The organism is Oryzifoliimicrobium ureilyticum, from assembly GCF_037199735.1.
Taxonomy (GTDB): Bacteria; Pseudomonadota; Alphaproteobacteria; order Rhizobiales; family Rhizobiaceae; genus Rhizobium; species Rhizobium ureilyticus.
Map to the genome: position 1 here is coordinate 22,950 of NZ_JBBBVQ010000017.1, position 21,350 is coordinate 44,299.

At 55.1% G+C, this 21,350-nt stretch carries 24 protein-coding genes; 17 read left to right on the forward strand and 7 right to left on the reverse strand.

Translation table 11 applies throughout. The features are described 5' to 3' along the window. Positions 1-152: 152 nt before the first annotated feature. Positions 153-989, reverse strand: a complete 837-nt coding sequence (locus VQ830_RS20645; protein ID WP_337270037.1) for an SDR family NAD(P)-dependent oxidoreductase — start codon at positions 987-989, stop codon at positions 153-155. 146 nt (positions 990-1,135) lie between these two features. Then, the gene (locus tag VQ830_RS20650; RefSeq protein WP_438618364.1) at positions 1,136-2,107 is read right to left on the reverse strand and encodes a DMT family transporter; all 972 of its coding nucleotides are present in this window, start codon (positions 2,105-2,107) and stop codon (positions 1,136-1,138) included. Positions 2,108-2,331: 224 nt separating this feature from the next. Here VQ830_RS20650 and VQ830_RS20655 point away from each other — a divergent pair, with 224 nt between their 5' ends. The 5 genes from VQ830_RS20655 (at position 2,332) to hemH (ending at position 9,145) form a co-directional block, all read left to right on the forward strand. Beyond that, positions 2,332-3,225 carry an NAD-dependent epimerase/dehydratase family protein gene (locus VQ830_RS20655; protein ID WP_337270039.1) on the forward strand — a complete coding sequence of 298 codons (894 nt, stop codon included), beginning with the start codon at positions 2,332-2,334 and terminating at the stop codon, positions 3,223-3,225. 347 nt (positions 3,226-3,572) lie between these two features. Next, positions 3,573-5,024 (forward strand): homospermidine synthase, encoded by a 1,452-nt coding sequence (locus tag VQ830_RS20660; RefSeq protein WP_337270040.1) that lies wholly within the window; start codon positions 3,573-3,575, stop codon positions 5,022-5,024. Between the two features lie 191 nt (positions 5,025-5,215). Then, on the forward strand, positions 5,216-5,596 hold the full coding sequence (omp10, locus tag VQ830_RS20665; protein WP_337270041.1) for an outer membrane lipoprotein Omp10: 381 nt from the start codon (positions 5,216-5,218) through the stop codon (positions 5,594-5,596). Between the two features lie 212 nt (positions 5,597-5,808). After that, positions 5,809-7,755, forward strand: coding sequence for a 5'-nucleotidase C-terminal domain-containing protein (locus VQ830_RS20670; protein ID WP_337270042.1), 1,947 nt, complete (start codon positions 5,809-5,811; stop codon positions 7,753-7,755). A gap of 352 nt (positions 7,756-8,107) precedes the next feature. Further along, on the forward strand, positions 8,108-9,145 hold the full coding sequence (gene hemH, locus VQ830_RS20675) for a ferrochelatase (RefSeq protein WP_337270043.1): 1,038 nt from the start codon (positions 8,108-8,110) through the stop codon (positions 9,143-9,145). A gap of 186 nt (positions 9,146-9,331) precedes the next feature. On the opposite strand, the gene VQ830_RS20680 is transcribed toward hemH, so the two are convergent. Then, the gene (locus VQ830_RS20680; protein ID WP_337270044.1) at positions 9,332-9,505 is read right to left on the reverse strand and encodes a YdcH family protein; all 174 of its coding nucleotides are present in this window, start codon (positions 9,503-9,505) and stop codon (positions 9,332-9,334) included. A gap of 232 nt (positions 9,506-9,737) precedes the next feature. Between VQ830_RS20680 and VQ830_RS20685 the strand changes: the two genes are divergently transcribed. The 8 genes from VQ830_RS20685 to VQ830_RS20720 all read left to right on the forward strand — a co-directional run bounded on the left by VQ830_RS20685 (position 9,738) and on the right by VQ830_RS20720 (position 15,524). Then, positions 9,738-9,941, forward strand: a complete 204-nt coding sequence (locus VQ830_RS20685; protein WP_337270045.1) for a YdcH family protein — start codon at positions 9,738-9,740, stop codon at positions 9,939-9,941. Between the two features lie 14 nt (positions 9,942-9,955). Then, complete coding sequence (gene purE, locus VQ830_RS20690; protein ID WP_337270046.1) at positions 9,956-10,450, forward strand: 5-(carboxyamino)imidazole ribonucleotide mutase; 495 nt, start codon at positions 9,956-9,958, stop codon at positions 10,448-10,450. Beyond that, entirely contained in the window at positions 10,447-11,529 is a 1,083-nt protein-coding gene (locus tag VQ830_RS20695) for a 5-(carboxyamino)imidazole ribonucleotide synthase (protein ID WP_337270047.1), read from the forward strand. The genes purE and VQ830_RS20695 overlap by 4 nt, the downstream gene beginning before the upstream one ends. Positions 11,530-11,650: 121 nt before the next feature. Continuing rightward, positions 11,651-11,776, forward strand: coding sequence for a type B 50S ribosomal protein L36 (gene ykgO, locus VQ830_RS20700; protein WP_337270048.1), 126 nt, complete (start codon positions 11,651-11,653; stop codon positions 11,774-11,776). Between the two features lie 86 nt (positions 11,777-11,862). Further along, entirely contained in the window at positions 11,863-12,474 is a 612-nt protein-coding gene (locus VQ830_RS20705) for a tetratricopeptide repeat protein (RefSeq protein ID WP_438618395.1), read from the forward strand. Between the two features lie 204 nt (positions 12,475-12,678). Further along, a complete protein-coding gene (locus tag VQ830_RS20710; protein ID WP_337270050.1) occupies positions 12,679-13,755 on the forward strand; it encodes an alpha/beta fold hydrolase in 1,077 nt (358 codons plus the stop codon). Between the two features lie 251 nt (positions 13,756-14,006). Continuing rightward, a complete protein-coding gene (locus VQ830_RS20715) occupies positions 14,007-14,981 on the forward strand; it encodes a threonine ammonia-lyase (RefSeq protein ID WP_337270051.1) in 975 nt (324 codons plus the stop codon). Positions 14,982-15,068: 87 nt separating this feature from the next. Continuing rightward, on the forward strand, positions 15,069-15,524 hold the full coding sequence (locus tag VQ830_RS20720; protein ID WP_337270052.1) for a TspO/MBR family protein: 456 nt from the start codon (positions 15,069-15,071) through the stop codon (positions 15,522-15,524). A 144-nt stretch (positions 15,525-15,668) separates the two neighbouring features. Here the strand turns inward: VQ830_RS20720 and pyk are convergent, their stop codons facing one another. After that, entirely contained in the window at positions 15,669-17,108 is a 1,440-nt protein-coding gene (gene pyk / locus VQ830_RS20725) for a pyruvate kinase (RefSeq protein ID WP_337270053.1), read from the reverse strand. Then, entirely contained in the window at positions 17,108-17,596 is a 489-nt protein-coding gene (locus VQ830_RS20730; protein ID WP_337270054.1) for a DUF1036 domain-containing protein, read from the reverse strand. Before VQ830_RS20730 ends, pyk begins: the two co-directional genes overlap by 1 nt. 182 nt (positions 17,597-17,778) lie before the next feature. Here VQ830_RS20730 and VQ830_RS20735 point away from each other — a divergent pair, with 182 nt between their 5' ends. From VQ830_RS20735 to VQ830_RS20750, 4 genes are all read left to right on the forward strand, one after another. Then, positions 17,779-18,591: an N-formylglutamate amidohydrolase gene (locus VQ830_RS20735; protein ID WP_337270055.1), complete on the forward strand. Its 813-nt coding sequence runs from the start codon at positions 17,779-17,781 to the stop codon at positions 18,589-18,591. Further along, on the forward strand, positions 18,588-18,893 hold the full coding sequence (locus VQ830_RS20740) for a DUF1244 domain-containing protein (RefSeq protein WP_337270056.1): 306 nt from the start codon (positions 18,588-18,590) through the stop codon (positions 18,891-18,893). The genes VQ830_RS20735 and VQ830_RS20740 overlap by 4 nt, the downstream gene beginning before the upstream one ends. A gap of 204 nt (positions 18,894-19,097) precedes the next feature. Beyond that, complete coding sequence (locus VQ830_RS20745) at positions 19,098-19,355, forward strand: DUF2312 domain-containing protein (protein ID WP_438618370.1); 258 nt, start codon at positions 19,098-19,100, stop codon at positions 19,353-19,355. Positions 19,356-19,548: 193 nt separating this feature from the next. Beyond that, positions 19,549-19,767 (forward strand): hypothetical protein, encoded by a 219-nt coding sequence (locus VQ830_RS20750; protein ID WP_337270057.1) that lies wholly within the window; start codon positions 19,549-19,551, stop codon positions 19,765-19,767. Between the two features lie 193 nt (positions 19,768-19,960). Here the strand turns inward: VQ830_RS20750 and derI are convergent, their stop codons facing one another. Together derI and VQ830_RS20760 are read right to left on the reverse strand one after the other, a co-directional pair. Next, positions 19,961-20,416 carry a D-erythrulose-4-phosphate isomerase gene (gene derI, locus VQ830_RS20755; RefSeq protein WP_337270058.1) on the reverse strand — a complete coding sequence of 152 codons (456 nt, stop codon included), beginning with the start codon at positions 20,414-20,416 and terminating at the stop codon, positions 19,961-19,963. Between the two features lie 121 nt (positions 20,417-20,537). After that, positions 20,538-21,305: a triose-phosphate isomerase gene (locus VQ830_RS20760; RefSeq protein ID WP_337270059.1), complete on the reverse strand. Its 768-nt coding sequence runs from the start codon at positions 21,303-21,305 to the stop codon at positions 20,538-20,540. Between the last annotated feature and the right edge of the window lie 45 nt (positions 21,306-21,350).

Here is a 21,350-nt window from a genome sequence, read left to right on the forward strand (position 1 = left end):
GCAAAAAGATGCAGCTCGCCGCACAAGGACTGATCCATTTTTCTACATTTGCTCAAACTTTCCGCACTTTGTTCGATAACGAACTCGCAGACGCCCTTGCACCAATAACCAATTGATTCCGTACAGGTTGCTTTACTGGCACCTGATGACGCTCAGATTTTATCTTGGTCGACTTGGCTAAAGCGCAATGCTCGACCGTCTCCAGCGACGATCATAGTCATATCGCGCTCCAACTCGTCTCTATCATCGACCCCGCGGAGCAGCCGCCCCGAAAGCGGGTCAAAGCGGCCCGCAGCGATATCGGCAATGAGGGCGGCCGCTCGGGAGGGCGGCACATTGACACCCTGCTCGAACAATGTCTGGATTGCCGGCAAAAAGCGCTTGCCAGCCTCGGAATTAAGCTGCAGTTCGGTCATCGCCGTTCTTACAAGCCCCGGATCGACCGCAAAGGCAAAGATGCCGCGTTCTGCAGTCGTGTCGTTCAAGCATTCAGTAAAGCGCATGATCGCAGCCTTGCTGGATGCATAGCCCGATCCATGGGGAAAACTGTTGCCTGTCCCGCCACCAACGAGGTTGACGATCCGCCCTTCTGCCGCTTCTATCATTGCAGGGATGGCAGCGTGACAGGAATTGAATGTCCCCCGCACGTTGATTTCAACATCTTTCCACCATATGTCGGGATCGCATTCCCAGATCGGGCCGAACGCGTTGAAGGCACCGTGATTGTTAACGAGGATGGAAATGCGGCCAAGCCTTCGTGCAATCTCGTTGTAAGCAGTCTCGACGGCATGTCGATCAATCAGATCGACCGGAAAGGCTTCTGCCAAACCGCCCGCTTTCTCGATCATCGATACTGTTTCGCCGAGTTCGTGACCATTCCTGGAGATGACCGCCACTTTTGCGCCGTCAGTCGCGAGATGAAGTGCAATTTCCCGGCCGATCCCTCGACCAGCGCCAGTCACCGCGGCCACTTTATCTTTCAACCTCATGTCATCGCCTCCCTGCACGGTCATGAGCCACGTAATCGGTATTGGATGGATGCGCCCTCAAAGCACAACCAAGCGAACCTTAGTCGGTGAGGAATAGTTCCTCGACGCATCGCGCGATCCGCGAGCGCCGAATTTTCCACCGTCAGTTATGGTAGGTTAACCGGCACGTCATGTTCAAGGCTCTGTTTGTTGACGGCCTTACGGTGAAAAATGAACAAGCCTGCAAGGATGATCACGGCCGAGCCGACGATCATTTGCACATCCGGCACATCATTGAAGAAAACGAAACCGAAAATGATTGCCCATAAGAGCAACGTATATTGAATAGGCGCGAGCAGGGACGCCGGCGCGAGCTTGAGTGATCGCGTGATCAGCATATGCGCGGCACTGGCAACGACGCCGAGCGCTACCATGCCGCAAACATCAAGCAAGGACGGCGTGCGCCAGTGACCGATACTAAAGATAATACCGATCAGAAGCGCGCCGAGCGTTTGCCAGCTTACCAGGGTAACATCCGAGGTTCGCCGAAGATAACGCCCAAGGACGAGCGTCAACGCAAAGGCAAGACTGCCGACCAGGCCGAAAATCGAGGCAAAGGACAACATGGCCGATGAGGGACGCAAAGCGATAATAACGCCGATGAAGCCGATCAGGACAGCCAGCCATCTTCGCCATCCCATTTTCTCATCGAGCAGAAGGTGCGAGAGAGCAGCAACGTATATCGGTCCGGCCATATAGAAGGTCATCACGTCCGCAAGCGGCAGGTACGCAACGGCAGCGTAAAAAAACCCCACATCGATGGTCGACAATATGACCCGCAAAATATGGAGAGAGGGGCGCTCAACATGAACCAGAGCACGCATATCCTGCCGAGCGATCATCGGCGCAAGCACCAGGAAGGCGCCCAGCGAACGGATCACAAGAACTTGGCCGACGGAAAAGCTTGCGACCAGCCATTTCCCCATCGCATCATTAAGCGAAAATAGAAAATCGCCAAGCAACATCAGACCGACGCCCAACGCCACCGCATTGGCCGTGGTCGAAACTTCCTTTGACCCCACATACCCCTCCCGGCGCGCGGTTCGTCCAGATGTCCGGACGAAGGCGCTCCAAAACATATTCGCTGATCGGTCTTTTCGAGCATCAGCTATGATTCCCTACAGGATGCTTTAATTCATTTTCTGCTCGAAAGCATGCACTTGCGTAGAACGAACAAAATTCGGGGCTTAAGCTCGCCGCGGATGTGCTCACATATCTTGGCGCTCGGGAGCAAGGACGGTCCTACCGATGGCTTGACGAAAAAGATCGCGCTTACAGGTTTGGTTGGGAAATGGAGAACAAAATGACGAAACGTATCGTTTTTACAGGCGGCAGCGGAAAAGCAGGTCGCCACGCAGTGCCGCACCTCATCGAAAAGGGCTATGCGGTTCTCAATGTCGATTTGAAGCCGCTTGACCATCCTCAAGTCAACACGCTGGTGGCGGACCTGACCGACAGCGGCCAGGTGTTCAATGCGCTGACAACCCATTTTGGCTTTGATGGCTATAATGACGGCGCACCGCCCTCAGCACCCGATGCCGTAGTGCATTTTGCTGCCATTCCGCGTGTGATGATCGAGCCGGACAACGCGACATTTTCCAAGAACGTCGTCAGCACCTACAATGTCATCGAAGCGGCAATGAAGCTCGGCGTGCGCAAGGTGATCATTGCCTCGAGCGAAACAACTTACGGCGTCTGCTTTGCAGAGGGCGATAAGGACTTCCATTCTTTCCCACTCGAGGAAGATTACGATGTGGACCCTATGGACAGCTACGGTCTTTCCAAGGTCGTAAACGAGAAAACCGCCAGGGCCTTTGCGATGCGTTATGGCGCGGATATTTACGCCTTACGGATCGGCAACGTGATTGAGCCGCATGAATACGCCAAATTCAATGACTTCCTCGCTGATCCTCCATCACGCAAGCGAAACGCCTGGAGCTATATCGACGCACGCGATCTTGGTGAGATCGTCCATCTTTGTCTGCAAAAAAGCGGCTTAGGCTATCAGGTATTCAATGCCGTGAACGATACAATCACAGCAGATCTGCCGACGACTGAATTCCTTGCAAAATATTGCCCGAATACGCCGGTTCTACGGGAAATGGGTACCGACGAGGCACCGCTGTCCAATCGTAAGGCGCGCGAAGTTCTCGGCTTCAAGGAAGCCCATCCCTGGAAAAAATACGTGAAACGCTGAAGGCTCGATTGCGATCCTGATCAATGTCGAACCGATCATAGTGGCGCATCCTTAATGCGCCACTTTTTAAAGGGCGATGCTTAGCTTCAGGACGATGCGCAAGCCACTTCTTTGATCGGGCTTTCGACGCTGCTCTGTCTGTAATATCCCTATAAAGAGGAACTGCTAAATCCGCATCGCCACGATTTGCGGGACCTTTGCAATGTTGGCAGAGAGGTCTTTGCAGGTCATTGTCGTAAACGCTCTTTATTGTGACGCGGTTTTATGGTTAGAGCCGGTCAACTTTAGCGAAAAATGCGCCACGTTCCGTGCGTGGAGCACCTTCGTCGTCCAGACAGGAGAAAAGAATGACGCAAGAAAATCATCCGGTATATGCCGAAATAACAGGACCGATCGTCATGATCGGCTTTGGCTCCATCGGTCGCGGAACCTTGCCGCTGATCGAGCGCCATTTCAAGTTCGACAAAAACCGGTTGGTCGTCATTGATCCGCGTGAAGAACCCTCCGACATGGAAATTCTGGCTAAGCATGGCGTGCGCCATATCAAAGAGCACGTCACGAAGGAGAACTACAAGGAACTGCTGAAGCCGCTTCTCACGGAAGGCGAAGGTCAGGGCTTTTGCGTCAACCTTTCGGTCGACACCTCCTCGCTCGACATCATGAAGTTCTGCCGCAAGCTCGACGTGCTTTACATCGATACCGTGGTCGAGCCCTGGCTCGGTTTTTACTTCGACAAGAATATGAAGAACGAAGAGCGCACCAACTATGCGCTGCGTGAAACCGTTCGTCATGAAAAGAAGAAGAATGCAGGCGGCACGACGGCCGTCTCCTGCTGCGGCGCAAATCCAGGCATGGTGTCCTGGTTCGTCAAGCAGGCGCTCGTCAACCTTGCGAACGATATCGGGCTCAAGTTCGAAGAGCCGGATCAGAACGATCGCGAAGGTTGGGCCAAGCTGATGAAAAAGGTCGGCGTCAAGGGCATCCATATCGCCGAACGCGACACGCAGCGCACCAAGCATCCGAAGCCACTCAACGTCTTCTGGAACACCTGGTCTGTCGAAGGCTTCATCTCGGAAGGTTTGCAGCCGGCAGAACTTGGCTGGGGCACCCATGAGAACTGGATGCCGAAGAACGCCAAGAAGCATAAGAAGGGTTCCAAGGCCGCGATCTATCTGGAACAGCCCGGTGCGAATACCAGAGTTCGCTCATGGTGCCCCACGCCTGGCCCACAATACGGCTTCCTCGTAACGCACAACGAATCCATTTCCATCGCCGACTATTTCACGGTTCGCGATAAGGACGACAACGTTACATTCCGTCCAACCTGCCATTACGCTTATCATCCAGCCAACGACGCCGTCTTGTCGCTGCACGAAATGTTCGGCAACGGCGGTAATGCCCAGCCGGTTCATCACGTTCTCAATGAAGACGAATTGGAAGACGGTATCGACGAATTGGGTGTTCTGCTCTACGGGCATGACAAAAACGCTTACTGGTACGGCTCGCGCCTCTCGGTCGAAGAGACCCGCCGCATTGCTCCTTACCAGAACGCAACTGGCCTGCAGGTGACGTCTGCTGTCCTGGCCGGCATGGTCTGGGCGCTTGAAAATCCCAAAGCCGGGATCGTTGAAGCCGACGAAATCGACTACAAACGTTGCCTTGAAGTCCAGCTTCCCTATCTCGGACCTGTCGAAGGTCATTATACGGATTGGACCCCGCTGGATGGCCGTCCGGGCCTGTTTCCCGAGGATCTCGACGAAAGCGATCCCTGGCAGTTCCGCAACATTCTGGTTCGGTAAGAATCGAACACAGCCCGTATTGAACAGAAGAATGAGGCCCGCTTCCCGCGGGCCTCTTGCGTTGGCAGGGCATTTTTGTAACGCTTTCTTTATAAATTTCTTATTGACGCCGGAAGCCTTGCCTTGCCCACAACTGCGCGCCATGGTTCGCCGGAAACTTAAATATCTGCTCAAGCAGCCGGGAGACTTTTATGAGATTGAGAACCGCCGTCGTTCTTATAGGTTCAGCAACAGCCCTTGCGGCCTGCGTCAGCTCTAATCCGCGTCCGATTCCGGTCACGGCCAGTCCCGTCCAGCCGACGGGGGTCGAGGGCGAGTGGGTCGACAAGAACGGGATCGTTTCGACCTTCCAGGGCGGCAACTTCACGACGCGCACCACCGATACCAATCAAATGCTGGCATCCGGTAATTATGTCAGCCTGTCTCCGACGCTTGTCGAAATCAATGTGACCTCGCTCTTGCGCAAGACGCAGTCGAAGGTCAATTGTGCGCTGGTCAGCCAGCAACAGCTTAACTGCACGCCTGACAGCGGACCGCAATTCTCACTCACGCGCCGCATGCACGCCGGCTGATGCTCTGTCGGTTTTCAGTGACGCAGGTCATCACTGCCGACATCGCGGCAATCCATCTCATGCCATGATAAAGCGCCTTCGGGCGCTTTTTTCGTTTTCCCTTGGAAAGACGAAGAAGTGTCACAGCTTCTTCTTCCAATTATTCGAAATTGCCAGAGGGCGCATGAAGCGAGTAGGCTGCACGTTCCGGCAGTTTCAATCAGGAGAAAGAAATGGCGCGATCTTTTCGATTTGGGGTAATGACTGCATCGATCCTGGCTTTGTCCGCAGGCGCAGCCTTTGCCGACTACCAGTTGAACATCCTGCACATCAATGACTTCCATTCGCGGATCGAGTCGATCAACAAGTACGACTCAACCTGCTCGCAAGAGGAAGAAAACAAGAAAGAATGCTTCGGCGGTATCGCGCGCATCAAAACCGCGATCGACCAGCGCCGCCAGGCGCTCGCCGGACAAAACGTGCTGACCCTCAACGCTGGCGACAATTACCAGGGTTCTTTGTTCTACACGACCTACAAAGGAGCAGCCGAAGCAGAATTCATGTCTCTGATTGGCTTCGACGCCATGACGCTAGGCAATCATGAGTTCGACGACGGCGAAGATGGTTTGCTGATCTTTCTGAATAAGGTCAAGTTTCCGGTGCTGGGCGCCAATGTCCTTGCTGGCGACAGCTCCAAAATCAAAGGCAAAATCGCCCCGTCAACCGTTGTTGAAGTGGGCGGGCAGAAAATTGGGATCGTGGGCGCAATTACCAACGATACGGAAGAACTTGCCTCTCCCGGCCCGAATGTCATGATTGCCAATGACGTCGACGCTCTGAGGAAGGCGGTGCAGGACGTCAAAGCGCAAGGCGTCAACAAGATCATCGCTCTGACGCATGTCGGCTACCTGCGCGACCAACAGGCGATTGCAAAGATACCGGATGTGGATGTCGTCGTCGGCGGACACTCGCACACGCTTTTGTCGAACACCGATAAAGCTGCGGAAGGACCCTATCCGACCTGGGTCGATAATCCAGGTGGCTATCGCGTTCCAATCGTAACCGCACGGTCATACAGCAAGTATCTTGGCGATCTCGTCGTCACCTTCGATGACAACGGCGTTGTCAAGGAGGCCAAGGGCGATCCCATCCTGCTCGACGCCTCTGTCACTCCGGATGCGGCGGTCCTCGCCCGCGTGAAGGAACTGGCCGGACCGATCGAGGAGCTGAAGAAGAAGGTCGTCGGCAGTTCCAGCGACGTCATCGACGGAGGGCGGGAAGTGTGCCGACAGCGCGAATGCTCGATGGGCAACCTCGTGGCTGACGCTATGCTCGACCGTGTAAAGGACAAAGGAATCGAGATCGCCTTTGCCAATGGCGGCGGTCTTCGTTCTTCGATCGATGCGGGCGATGTCTCGATGGGCGAGGTTCTCACCGTGCTACCCTTCCAGAATACCCTTGCAACCTTTGAACTGAAGGGTGCTGATGTCATCGCAGCACTCGAAAACGGCGCAAGCCAGATCGAAAAAGGTGCCGGCCGCTTCAGCCAGGTTTCCGGCCTCAAGTACAGCTTTGACCGCAGCAAACCCGTTGGCAGCCGTATTTCCGATGTTGAGGTCAAGGAAAACGGCCAGTTTGTCCCTCTTGACCCCAACAAGACCTACGGCGTGGTCGCAAACGACTACACGCGCAAGGGCGGCGACGGCTATAAGGTCTTTGCGGAAAAAGCCCAGAATGCCTATGACTACGGCCCGAGTCTGGAGACTGTGGTTGCCGACTACATTTCCAAGAACAGCCCCTATAATCCCTATACCGATGGCCGCATCAAGGAAGTCGGAGCAACAACGACCGCTCAGGCGACGGCGCCCCAAGGCACCTCTCCGGCTGCGCCCGCGGCGCCAAGCTCGCCGGCAGTACCCTCAACTGGTGCGTCCCCTGCCCCTAGTCAGCCAGCTCCAAACGCCACCGCTCCGACGCAGGCAGAACCGCAAAAAACAGAACCAGCGCTCGCGCCGTCAGCACCTACCACCCATGTCATCGCGGCCGGTGATACGCTTTGGGACCTAGCTGAGAAGTTCTACGGCGACGGCGATCTCTGGCGGAAAATCTCGAATGCCAATGGCAAGCCGGCACCGCGCCACCTCATGGTAGGAAAGGAACTCCAGATCCCTGCAAAATAGGCTTATTGAGCCTCGGATCTTAGACCGGCGCGGCCCTCCACGCCGGTCTTTATCTGTATGAACCCCGCGGCCGTGTTGGGAATCATGTGTTGCCGGCAGCCAGTATCAGTGCATGATCGCAGCACTGGGCAAGCTGGACGAGCCTCTCACACCTAGGAACGACATAACGCGGTTTCCCAAATCTTGACGGATCGCTTGGCTGATATTGTCGTGGGGCCAGTGCGGCGTCTTGACTGGTCGCGCAAGACCTGTGAGGCCACTACCAGAACGAAACGATCTGTCGATGCGGAAGTGAACCGCGCCGCATCCGCGGCGTATATGACGGTAAATGTAATTGGATTTGAAGAAGCTTATGACCCATTCGGATACGACACACTTTCCGCCGAGCCACCCCCCGGTGAAGTTCGGCAAGATCGGCGTTCTGCTTGTCAATCTTGGAACCCCTGACGGCACTGATTTTACGTCGATGCGTCGATATCTGAAGGAGTTTCTGACAGACCGCCGTGTGATCGAATGGTCGCGGTGGAAGTGGTATCCCATCTTGTTCGGAATTGTCCTGAACACGCGGCCGCGCAAAGTGGGGAAAGCCTACGAAACGATCTGGAACAAGGACCGCAACGAAAGCTACTTGCGGACCTATACGCGCAGCCAAGGCGAGTTGATGGCAGAACGCCTAAAGGATTTGGCCAACGTGAAGATCGAATGGGCGATGCGTTACGGACAGCCAGCGATCGGGGACAAAATTGCGGAGCTGCAGGCTGACGGATGCGACCGCATCCTGATTTTCCCTCTTTACCCACAATATGCCGCAGCAACCACCGCAACAGTCAACGATAAGGTCTTCGAAAAGCTCTTATCTATGCGCTGGCAGCCGGCGATCCGCACAGTTCCGACCTATCATGACGATGAAACCTATATCGACGCGCTCGCAGTTTCGATCGAACGACATCTGGCGACATTGGATTGGGAGCCGGAGATGCTCATCGCGTCCTTTCACGGTATTCCGATGTCTTACTTCAAACAGGGCGATCCGTATCATTGCTACTGTCACAAGACAGGTCGGTTGCTACGAGAACGGCTCGGCCGCACCAAAGATAACTTCATGGTCACATTCCAGTCGCGTTTCGGTCCTGAAGAATGGCTTCAACCCTATACTGACAAGACCGTTGAAAAATTGGCGCAGGACGGCGTGAAGCGGATCGCTGTCGTCAATCCCGGGTTTGTCTCGGACTGCCTCGAGACTCTTGAAGAAATTGCGGGCGAAGCTGCGCATTCATTCTATGAGCATGGCGGTGAGAAATTTGTGCACATTCCTTGCCTTAACGACAGCACAGAAGGAATGGATGTCCTCGAGAAAGTCGTCCGAAGAGAATTACAAGGCTGGATCTGAAAGCTGGTTGAACGACAGGTCATGATGAGGCGCAAACCTAAGCTAACCTCAGTAGCTGCTTTAACGAGAGGCGCCGCCGACACATCTCCACTTGATGGAGCGATCGGCGGCGACCGTCATTGCATTTAATGAAGCCTATTACAGCTCAATGATCGGCCGATTTGCCGATGCGTCTACCTTCACGGTTTAGTGGATGGATGTCCTCAACCGTTCAATTTCGTCCTTGATACGCAATTTACGACGCTTGCACTCTGCGATTTCGTTATCTCTTACGGAGGGAGATGCCATCATTGCATGCAGTTCCTCCTCCAGGGCTACATGCTTTTTCTCTAGTGACTCAAGGTGTGCTTGAACAGTCATTTGAGACCCTTCCTTCGTTCTGCCTTCTCCAGCCATCCATCGCTGGAGTTCCGGCTTAAGCAAAAAAAGTGTGACACATTTTTGAAACCTTGTCGAAGGCAAAAAGGGGGTAACTGAGCGGCAATTTCGTGACTAAGGCGAACTAGCGGTTAACGGTATTTGGTGGTAGGAGCTTGCCACAAATGCTGGCCTAGCAGAGGGTACCGGCGGTTGATTTTCGGGGAATGACGACATGGCTGATCAGGAACAGGCAGAAATCAGGCTCATGGTGGCAAGACTTCGCCAAGAACATGAAGATTATGATGCTGCCATCAATGCCATGATCGCCACGGGATGCGATGCATTGCGCATCCAGCGCATGAAGAAAAAGAAGCTTGTGATCAAGGACAAGCTGACAAAAATGGAAGACCAGATCATTCCCGACATCATCGCTTAAGAATGAGGGCAGATATGACTGGGAACCCGCCCGTCGCCATAATCATGGGTAGCCAATCCGATTGGGAAACCATGAAGAACGCAGCCGATACGCTGGAAGCGCTGGAGATCGAGTATGATGCGCGCATCATCTCCGCACACCGCACACCCGATCGCATGGTTAGTTTTGCAAAGAATGCAAAGGCCGAAGGCTTTAAGGTCATTATCGCAGGCGCTGGCGGAGCCGCACATCTTCCCGGTATGACAGCGTCTATGACGCCTCTGCCGGTTTTTGGCGTGCCAGTTCAATCCAAAGCCATGTCCGGTCAAGACAGCCTTCTGTCGATCGTACAGATGCCCGGCGGCATCCCGGTTGGCACCCTGGCGATCGGAAAGGCTGGCGCTATCAATGCCGCCCTCCTTGCTGCTGCGGTTCTTGCCCTTTCAGACGAGGACCTCGCCGACAGGCTGGATGAGTGGCGTGCGCGGCAAAGCGATTCGATTGCCGAATATCCCATGGACGATCAATGACGGATAAAACGATCGGCATTATTGGCGGAGGCCAGCTTGGGCGCATGCTCGCCATGGCCGCCGCGCGACTGAATTTCCGCACCGTTATTCTGGAGCCTCAGACAGACTGTCCCGCCGCGCAGGTTGCAAACCAACAGATCGTCGCTGCCTATGACGATGCCACCGGGCTTGGTGAACTCGCCGACCTTTGCGATGTCATCACCTACGAGTTTGAGAACGTTCCTGTCGATGCTGTAGAGAGACTTGCGCGAGATCGGCCCGTCTATCCGCCTGCCAAGGCCCTGGAAGCTGCCCAAGATCGTTTGGTAGAAAAGCGCTTTCTTAATGAGTGCGGCGTTTCGACAGCGCGCTTCGAGGCGATCGACAGTCAAAAAGATCTGGAAAAGGCTCTTACTGCTTTTGCAGGTGAAGGCGTCTTGAAAACAAGACGTATGGGATATGATGGTAAGGGGCAGATGTTGTTCCGCGCCGCCAGCAGTGAGGAGCAGGCCAAAAATGCTTTCGAGGCGCTCGGCGGCGTCCCACTGATTCTTGAAAGCTTCGTTCCCTTCGAGCGTGAAGTCTCCATTATCGCTGCCCGCGATAAAGCCGGAGCCGTTGTTTGTTACGACCCGGCCGAAAATATTCACCGAAACGGTATCCTTAACACGTCGACCGTTCCGGCGGCGATTTCGGTCGAAACGAGCCGAACAGCTGCGAGCATTGCCGAGAAAATCCTGGACGCTCTCGATTACGTTGGGGTGATCGGCATCGAATTCTTCGTGCTCGCAGATGGCACCCTCATTGCCAATGAAATGGCGCCGCGAGTCCATAATTCCGGGCATTGGACAGAAGCCGCCTGCATCGTCTCGCAATTCGAGCAACATATCAGAGCTGTTGCGGGCCTACCTCTCGGTATCACCCATCGGCATTCGGACTGCGTCATGCACAATCTCATCGGCGATGACATTCTCTCTGTGCCGAGCTGGCTGGAACGCGCCGATACACTCGTTCATCTCTATGGAAAGAGCGAATGGCGTGCTGGCAGAAAGATGGGACACGTCACCACGATTACGGGAAAATCAAGGTCGCATGGTTGACATAATAGGCTCTGCGGGTTATCTGCACGGCCAACCTGAAAGCGCGCCCATGGCGCGCTTTTGATTGTTGAGGATACGGGCGAGAACATTATTCGCCCCATGAACATCGCGGATTACAACAATGAAGATCAAAAATTCGCTCAAGTCGCTGAAGCTGCGTCATCGCGAAAACCGTCTCGTGCGCCGTAAGGGCCGCATTTACATCATCAACAAGCTGAATCCGCGTTACAAGGCTCGTCAGGGCTGATTGGCTCTCGGTAGCTGTCGTTTAGGATGGCTGCCGAAATGAGTAAAATGCGAAATCGCTTTGATCTTCTGCGTTGGCGAGCTAAGTTGCTCGCCATGCGTTTTTTTATACCGGCTATTTTTTGTCTTCTTGCAGCATCCAGTCTTACGACTGGAACGGCTTTGGCCGACGAGCCAACCAAGTCCGCCTCGGCAGGCGCCGCTGCGTCCTCCGCCCCTCAGGATCGGATCGATGACCTGTATCGGTCGTTGAAGAAAGAGCGCGATCCCGATAAAGCTGCGGCGATTGCCGAAGAGATTCGAAATCAACTTGAAGACTCTGGCAGTGCGACGATTGCTCTATTGATGCAATGGGCTGACAAGGCGATCCAAGACAAAAAGACGCCAGCTGCGCTCGACTTTCTGGATCAGGCGATTGCCCTGAAGCCCAGCTACACTGGAAGCTGGAACAAACGGGCGACATTGAATTTCACGCTCGGGAATTACCGGCGCTCCATGGCTGACGTCAGACAGATCCTCACGATCGACCCTCGCAACCTCGACGCCCTCGCTGGAATGGCGGCCCTTTTGCAGGCGACGGATGAAGATCGTATGGCTCTTGAAGCCTGGCAACGATATTTGGACGTCTTTCCCGCAGATCGCACGGCACAAGAGCAGGTTGGTACCCTTTCAGAAAAACTGGCGGGAAGCCGAACCTGATCCCTCTTGTCGTTCGAATGGCTACCTTTAAGCATGCTGAGGTTTCGCCATATCTAGCCCTCAATAACCCGTGATTCACTGCTGCTCGGCACGTTTTTTAAATTTCCGGCAGGAACTATTTCCAGCGCAGAGTCTCGCACTACATGCATAGGTCTCCTCCGCTTGATCCTCACAAGCGAATGCTGACCTGACGGGTTTGTGTCGATGATTGGTTCTCTTACCGCGTTCCTTGCATGTATGACAGCAGGCTTCAGTTTCACGAATTTCAAAGCGCGTCGTTTTGAGCAAGAGCATCCCAATATCGGGACACTAACCGATATCGGCGGCTATAAGGTGAACGCCCTTCATATTCCTGCAAGCGAATCGGCCGATCTCCCTCCGCTCGTTTTTATCCACGGTGCAAGCGGCAACCTGCTGGATCAGGTTGGCGCTTTTCTCGCTCCGCTGGAGGGAAGAGCAGAGATGCTGTTTGTCGATCGGCCGGGCCATGGCTATTCAGAGCGCGGCGGACCAGAAAATGACCTCCCGTCCGGTCAGGCAGACGCAATTGCCTTACTGATGGAAAAACATGCCATCGACCAGGCGATCATCGTTGGACACTCATTCGGCGGTGCCATCGCGGCCGCCTTCGGTGTCCGTCACCCGGAAAAGACCAAGGGGCTTCTCTTCCTCGCTCCTGCCTCGCACCCCTGGCCAGGCGGCATCGATTGGTATTACCACGTCTCTGCCGCTCCCTTCCTAGGTTGGTTGTTCAACCATCTTCTTGTTGTCCCGATGGGCCTGGCGCGGCTGGAGCAGGCAACGCAGAACGTCTTTGCCCCTAATCTACGGCCGGATGATTATTTGGCGCGTACAGGCCCGACATTGGTGCTCAGGCCAAAAACATTTGCGCACAACGCGCGTGATTTTATCGGGCTTCTTGCGTACTTCGAGGCGAACGCGCCTTACTATAAGACGATCAAGGCACCCACCGTCATTGTGACTGGCGATAGCGACGCGATCGTTTGGGAGCATCTTCATGCCCAAGGGCTTGCACGAGATATCGCCGGCTCGCAGCTCGTGCGCTTACGAGGGATCGGCCACAAGCCAGATTATCTCGCCACAGACCTTGCAGTTGCCGCCTTGGAGAAGATTGCAGGCTTTCCAAGGGATCTCGAGCGGATCGCACGACAAACCGAGCAGCGCGTGAGACAAGCGAGCAGCGTACCTCAACGGGAATCAGTAGCCTCTGGCCTACCTGACGCTGAAGTGACGACGGGAGCGGCCCCGTCGTCGGCCTGATACGGATGGTGCGCTGATCTTTTTGCGCAAGCACAGGATTTCGGCCTGATCAAATGAAAACCGAAAACGAGTCGAGCCTTCTAAATGGCGCCTCGAAGCATTAGAGGATCCGACGGATGCGTATTTTCTGATGGGCATAATCAAGCACGTCCACGTCGACACTGCTTTCGTGTCACGGTGACAAAAGCACCTGTTCATTTCTTCCCAGACCCATCTTATGCATAGGTCATATCAAGCAGGAAGAAGCAACTATGGTCAGTATTGAAATGATTGTCGCCGCTCGCGCCCGTTTACGTGGCCAGGCTCGCCGTACGCCCCTCCTCTCTTCGCCCTTCCTGGATGAAATCGCCGGTCGGCGCGTTTTTGTAAAAGCCGAATGCCTCCAGCATACCGGCTCGTTCAAATTTAGAGGCGGATGGGCGGCAGTATCGGCTCTTGACCCGGAACTGCGCCGGCGCGGCGTCATCGCCTTTTCTTCCGGCAACCATGCACAGGGCGTCGCCTTGGCGGCAAAGAAGCATGGTGCGCCGGCTGTCATCATCATGCCGAACGATGCCCCGAAGGTGAAAATCAACAATACCAGAGCGCTTGGTGCGGAAGTCGTACTCTACGACCGAAATCGTGAAGACCGGGATGAAATTGGTGCACGGCTTTCAGAGGAACGCGAACTCACTCTCATCCGCCCCTTCGACGAGCCTCAGGTTATTGCAGGTCAGGGCACGATCGGCCTTGAGATTGCCGAGCAAGCCGCAGAAGAGCAAATCGCGTCGGCCGAGGTGCTTGCGCCTTGCGGTGGTGGCGGCTTAACGTCAGGGATCGCACTTGCCCTGGAAGCGAGCGCACCCGACTTCAAGGTAAGACCTTGCGAGCCGGAAGGTTTCGACGACATGGCAAGATCTCTCGCGTCTGGAAAGATCGAACGCAACGTGGCACCTTCGGGCTCCGTCTGCGATGCCATCGTGACACCGCAACCGGGCAACATCACCTTCCCGATCCTCAGCCGGCTGTCGGGAAGCGGCGTTGTCGTTAGCGATGAAGAGGCACTTCACGCCGCCGCGCTCGCATTTACCCGCCTCAAACTTGTCGTTGAACCGGGGGGCGCCGCAGCCTTGGCAGCAGCCCTTTTTCATGGCGACGAGCTCAATGGCGAAACCGTCATTGCAGTGGCTTCAGGCGGCAATGTCGATGCCGAACTCTTCGCCGATCTGTTGCGCAAATATGGATGATGCACGCAAGTGCGGCTTGCCGCGCGAACCGGAAGATCTGCGTTGCAGCATCTTCTTCAAGAGCCTTAACGCTCTAAATAGCGCTCTATGAAAAAGCCTGTCATCTACCTGATCTTCATCTGCATCGTCGTCGGCCTGGGATTGCTCTCAGGCCTCAACAATCTTCCAGGCGAGTGGTATCGCGCGCTGAACAAGCCGTCTTTCAATCCGCCAAACTGGATCTTTGGACCGGTATGGACCACGCTGTATGTTCTGATTGGCATCGCAGGGGCGCGTCTTTGGATGCTGGACCGGCATGGATGGGCCATGAAGCTGTGGTTTTTATCCCTGGTACTTAATCTACTATGGTCGCCGGCCTTTTTCGGACAGGAAAGCGCGGCTCTCGGCCTTGCCGTCATCATACCGCTGCTACTCAGTATCTATGCCTACATCCCGGCCGCTTGGAAAAGCGACCGGGCAGCATCGATCCTTTTCTGGCCCTATGCACTTTGGGTGTCTTTCGCGACCGTGCTGAACTTTTCGATCTTCCTCTTGAACCGGTAATTGATCACGACCAGTCAGCCTATTGACGCCATGCACGTGACGGAAGCGCAGAACATCATTGATAAAAAAAGCCTGCCGCAGAAAGAGCGGCAGGCTTTTTAATCAGGTTCCAAAGAACGCGAGGAAGATCAGACCCTCTTAAACTCAAATCCCGCTTTGGCCATCGGATCCGATATAGGCAATGCGCAACATATTGGTGGCGCCGGGCGTGCCGAGCGGCACACCGGCCGTAATGATGATGCGATCACCAGGTTTTCCGAATTCTTCACCAGCAACGATCCGGCAAGCGCGGTTCACCATATCGTCAAGGTCTGTCGCATCATGGGTCACAACGCTATGCAGGCCCCAAACCAAGGCGAGCCGACGTGCTGTCTTGATGATCGGCGACAAGGCGATGATCGGCACTTGCGGGCGCTCGCGTGATGTACGAAGCCCAGTGGTACCCGACGACGTATAGCATACGATGGCGGAAAGCTTCAGCGTCTCGGCAATCTGGCGGGCCGCAAGCGATATCGCATCTGCGCCAGTGGCTTCCGGCTGTGCGCGCTGTGCGTAGATAATCCCAGGATAATGGGGCTCTCGCTCAATCGTGCTGGCGATTGACGCCATCGTAGAAACAGCTTCCACCGGATAGTCGCCCGATGCGGATTCCGCTGACAGCATGACCGCATCTGCACCCTCAAACACCGCGGTAGCGACGTCGGAGACTTCCGCGCGGGTCGGCACCGGCGAGGAGATCATCGACTCCAACATTTGCGTCGCGACGACAACCGGCTTGCCAGCACGGCGGCAGGCGCGAATCAATTGCTTTTGAATACCGGGAACCGCTTCCAGCGGAAGCTCGACACCGAGATCGCCGCGGGCCACCATCAATGCGTCGGAAAGCTCGATGATCTCATCGATTCGGTCGAGGGCTTGCGGCTTTTCGATTTTCGACATCACGCCGACGCGGCCACGAGCAATCTTGCGCACTTCCGCCAGATCGTCGGGACGCTGTACGAAGGAAAGCGCTACCCAGTCGACATCTTCTGTTGCCAGAACCGCATCGAGATCGGCACGGTCCTTTTCCGTGAGCGCACCGACGCCGAGCAGTGTATCTGGAAGGCTGATGCCCTTACGGTCAGAAATACGCGTCCCAGAAACAACCGTCGTCACGATGGTCTTGCCGTCACACTTTTCGGCGCGCAACGCGAGCTTTCCGTCGTCAATCAACAGGCGATGGCCTGGCTTAACGGCCTCAAGAATTTCCGGATGCGGAAGATAGACGCGCGTCGCATCGCCCGGCGCTTCATTGCTATCCAATGTGAAGGTTTGCCCGATCTTCAGCTCGACCTTTGTGTCTGCGAACTTACCGACGCGCAGCTTTGGTCCCTGCAAGTCTGCTAGGATACCGATGGGACGCCCCAGGCGCGCTTCAACAGCTCGGATCTTCGCAATAAGTGAGCGCATCACATCATGGCTTGCGTGGCTCATATTGATGCGGAACACATCTGCGCCGGCCAGGTGGAGCTTTTCGATCATCTGCTCGTCAGAGGAGGCAGGACCGAGCGTAGCGAGGATCTTTACTTTTCTGTTGCGTCTCATCAATTCGGGCTTTCTTGGCTACCGGGGGCGTCGGAAAGCTGGACCATCCAGCTACCCTGCCGGCCCGTGTCATATTCCTTGAACCCCACCTTTTGATAACCACGGACGATGCAATCATTGACGCCCGTGATCTTGAATTCGTTTTCCGCTACGCACATCTGAACGTCGCCTGCCCATCGCCCTCCCTGACGAGCCGCGTTCTCCGCGTAGAGGTAATAATAGCGCGACTGAAGTTCTCCCTCGATCAAAGTCGCACATGTTGTTGCTGGCACTTGCCACCAACCTTCAGTAATCCAACCTTCTTTCGCTCTATATCCGATTGCCACACCGACCAGATTTTGCGTCGCATTACACACTCTGAAATCGGCACGCGCCACATCGGCTATGAAAAAGGGAGCAAAGGCTGCGACCATAAAAAGCATGGCACGGCCCAACGATCCCGAGCGGTTCAGGAAACTTGGTGAGGCGTTGATCGTCACGGCTTCCAATGGGCTCCACGGTTGTTCGTTCCGACCGTCTTCTTGCTCCGCCCCCCGCCGAATGTCAACGCAAGCCTAATCGATTAATATGACCTCTTTAAAACAGGTTGCTTTCCATAGGGTTAAGGCTTGAACCGGGCGTTAACGCATGACATGTAAGGCCTTGAAATGGGTCTTATGAAGTTTTTTTGATGACCGACTTTTCTCCGTTCGAACAAATTGAAGGTGCGCCTGAGCGCGGCTTGGTGATTCTCGGCGATCACGCCATGAACCGGGTCCCAAGTGAATATGGTCAACTCGGCCTAGCGGAAACGGCATTCCAGCGGCACATCGCCTATGACATCGGCATCGAGGGCCTCGTCCGCGGTCTTTGCGCGCGCCTTAAGGTCCCGGGTGTGCTCGGTTGTTTTTCACGCCTTTTGATCGATCCGAACCGAGGCGAAGATGATCCGACTTTGATCATGAGGATATCAGACGGGGCGATCATTCCAGCGAACCATCCTCTGTCTGAGGATGAACGCAATCACCGGATAGCAACCTATTATCGTCCCTATCACAATGCCGTTAGTACCACGATCAAAAGCGTTGCGGAGGCGGGTCGCCGCGCGCCGCTTGTTCTTTCCATGCATTCATTCACGCCCTTCTGGAAGGATGTTGCAAGGCCTTGGCACGCGGCTGTGCTTTGGGACAGCGACCCGAGAGCTGTGGTTCCGCTTCTTGACATGATGCGGCAGGATAAAGATCTCCTCATCGGCGATAACGAGCCCTATGACGGAGCACTTGTTGGCGATACGATGTATCGTCACTGCATGACAAAGGGCATAGCCCACGCGCTTATCGAAGTACGGCAGGATTTGATCGCCGACGAGGCAGGCATTGAAGCTTGGGCCGATCGGCTTACTCCCATCTTTGAGCGACTGAACGCCGACCCGACTTTGCACGACTATAAGATTTACGCGTCACGTACTGGACCTTACCGGAAAACTGTGGAGCATACTCAATGACTGACATGACGGAAGATCAACGGGTCCGTGCAGAGGCTGCGGCTTTCCGCCGCCTTATTCAGCACCTTCAAGAACGGAAAGACGTTCAGAACATCGACCTCATGAACCTTGGGGGCTTCTGCCGTAATTGTCTTGCGAACTGGTATCGCGAAGCTGCCGAGAACGATGGTCAATTGCTCACGAAGGACGACGCGCGAGAAGCCATTTATGGCATGCCTTATGAAACCTGGAAGGATCTCTACCAGAAAGAGGCGAGCGACGATCAAAAGGCGAGCTTCAGCAACCAGGCTGCGCATAAATAGCACTGATATTCTGCCAAGGGCTTGACCGCGCGTGCTGTTCACGGCACTCAACACCCGATCCCGAATTGAGCCATCGTCAGGAGATGAAAGCCGCCCTCAGCGAGCAGGGTGTTCTTAGTGTCGCCACAAGCCGCAGGCAAAGCGGAGCTAGGTTGTCGTCCGGCGCAAGTCATCGAACAAAGAAGAATTGATCAGGAGTTTATCATGGAAGAAAATAACACGGGCGTGGAAAACGTAGCGGCCGCCGAGCTTCGCCAGTTCATCGAGCGTATCGAGCGCCTGGAAGAAGAGAAAGCTTCCATTGCCGACGACATTAAGGACGTTTTTGGAGAAGCCAAGGGTCGTGGCTACGACACGAAAGCCATGAAAACGATCATCCGCCTGCGCAAGAAGGACGCCAATGAGCGCCTTGAAGAGGAATCAATCCTCCAGACTTATATGGCTGCTCTTGGAATGGAGTAAACTGCCATAGGCATTTCGGTGAACCCGAATCGACGAAATGCTCGATGCTCTTAGTTCACTCAATTGCCAGCCAAGCGGCGACGTTTCAGCTGGCAATCCTAACGCGAGACATCTGCCACACCGGCTCGCATGATGTAAGCTTACATTTCTCCGTTGAGCCGACACTTGCAGAGCAAAAAGATGAAGGCGGCGCATGCCAAAGGATGACGAGCAAGAAGCAGCCCTTTTTCGATCGCTTGTGGAAAGCCCGAAACGCGACAACGGCAGCTATCATCTCGCAATGTCGAAAGCCCGCGAACTTTTTGAGCAAGCAGAAGCGGCTCTCGGTGGACCGGTTGAGTTCAAGATCAAGACGAAGCTGAAACCCAATGGGAAAATGGTCGTTAAATGGACCTTTTCCCATCGGCCGTGATCGGACAGGAATAACGCTGGCGATCGCGGCGCTCGCTCAGGACGGTTGAGGCCGAAGAGAAATTCAGCAGCCGATTCCTTCGGCCTTAGAGCCGCTTCACACCGCGTATAGAGTAAGAGATCGGCGCATCCGAATGCGCCGATCTATCGCTTAGTGCTGACGAGCCATGCTCGATCGATGATCAAAGCGGCTATCAGCAACCGCGGTACTTGGCGTCGACGTCATCGATCGCCTTCACGTTGGAAGCGCTTCGGCCGTTTTCGTCAAAGGTTTCGCGCAGATAGGCATCCGCGACGGATTTTGCGAGTTCAGAACCGATCACGCGCGCGCCCATCGTGATGATCTGTGCATTGTTCGAGAGCGCTGCGCGTTCTGCCGAGTAAGTATCATGGCATAGCGCTGCGCGAATGCCGGGTACTTTGTTGGCAGAAATCGAGACGCCAATCCCAGTTCCACAGACAAGAATCGCGCGGTCATATTTTCCAGCCAGAACCTCGGAGGCAACGCGCTCGGACAGGTTGGCATAGAACTCATTGCTGCCATCTGGCGCGTCTGAAAGTTCGGCAACTTCGTGCTTGTCCTTGAGGTATTCTGCCAGGGTATGGGCAAGTCCGGACCCGGCGCTATCGCCAGCAATTGCAAGTTTCATGTTCGTCTCCTTCAGATCTTGTTTTCCAGATTGGGAACGCCGTTTGTTGCGATTGAACGAGCAGTGTTCCGACTTTACAGATGATGAGCATCACCGGCCCTCACGCGGGCCGTTTGGCACTTTAGATGGCCCGCGCAACGCGGCCCAAAATGTCGATGTAGCCGGCGGCGTCCCATGCCGAACGACCGATGAACAGCCCATCGATATGCGGGGAGGCAGCCAGTTCCGCGCAGTTCGAAGGATTGACCGAGCCGCCGTAAAGACATGGTGTCCGGCGGCCGAGCATGTTCTCCGCCACCGCGGCAATATTGGCCTGTCGCGCATCCGCATAATCGGCCGTTGCCGGAATGCCTTTCTCGCCAATTGCCCACACCGGTTCGTAGGCAAGCAAAATTGGAGCAGACTTTTGTTCCATCGACAGGCGGCTCAGCGCTCCTTCAACCTCACGAGCCAAAACCTCATCGGCGCGTCCACTTTCCCGATCGGCAAGCGTTTCGCCAATGCAGATCAGCGGGATCAGACCGTGACGAACCGCAGCCTCGACCTTCAACCCGACGGTATCGTCTGTTTCACCGAAATGTTCGCGGCGCTCGGAATGTCCAAGTTCAACGAGATCCATGCCGCAATCAACCAGCATTGGCGGGGAGATTTCGCCCGTCCAGGCGCCGTTGTCAGCCCAATGCATATTTTGAGCACCGACCTTGGTGCGACCCCCGGCCAATATGGTCTTGACCTCGCGTATCGCGGTGAAGGGGGGAATGACGAATGTCTGTATCCGCTCGTCGATGTCAGGCTCTGCCGCATAAAGCGCCTCTGCAAAACTCCGCGCTTCCGCCAGGGTCTTGTTCATCTTCCAGCTTGTGCCGACCCAAAAGGGCGTGCTTGCCATCGTCCATCTCCTTATCATCAGCGCCACATCGCATCGCGCATTTGG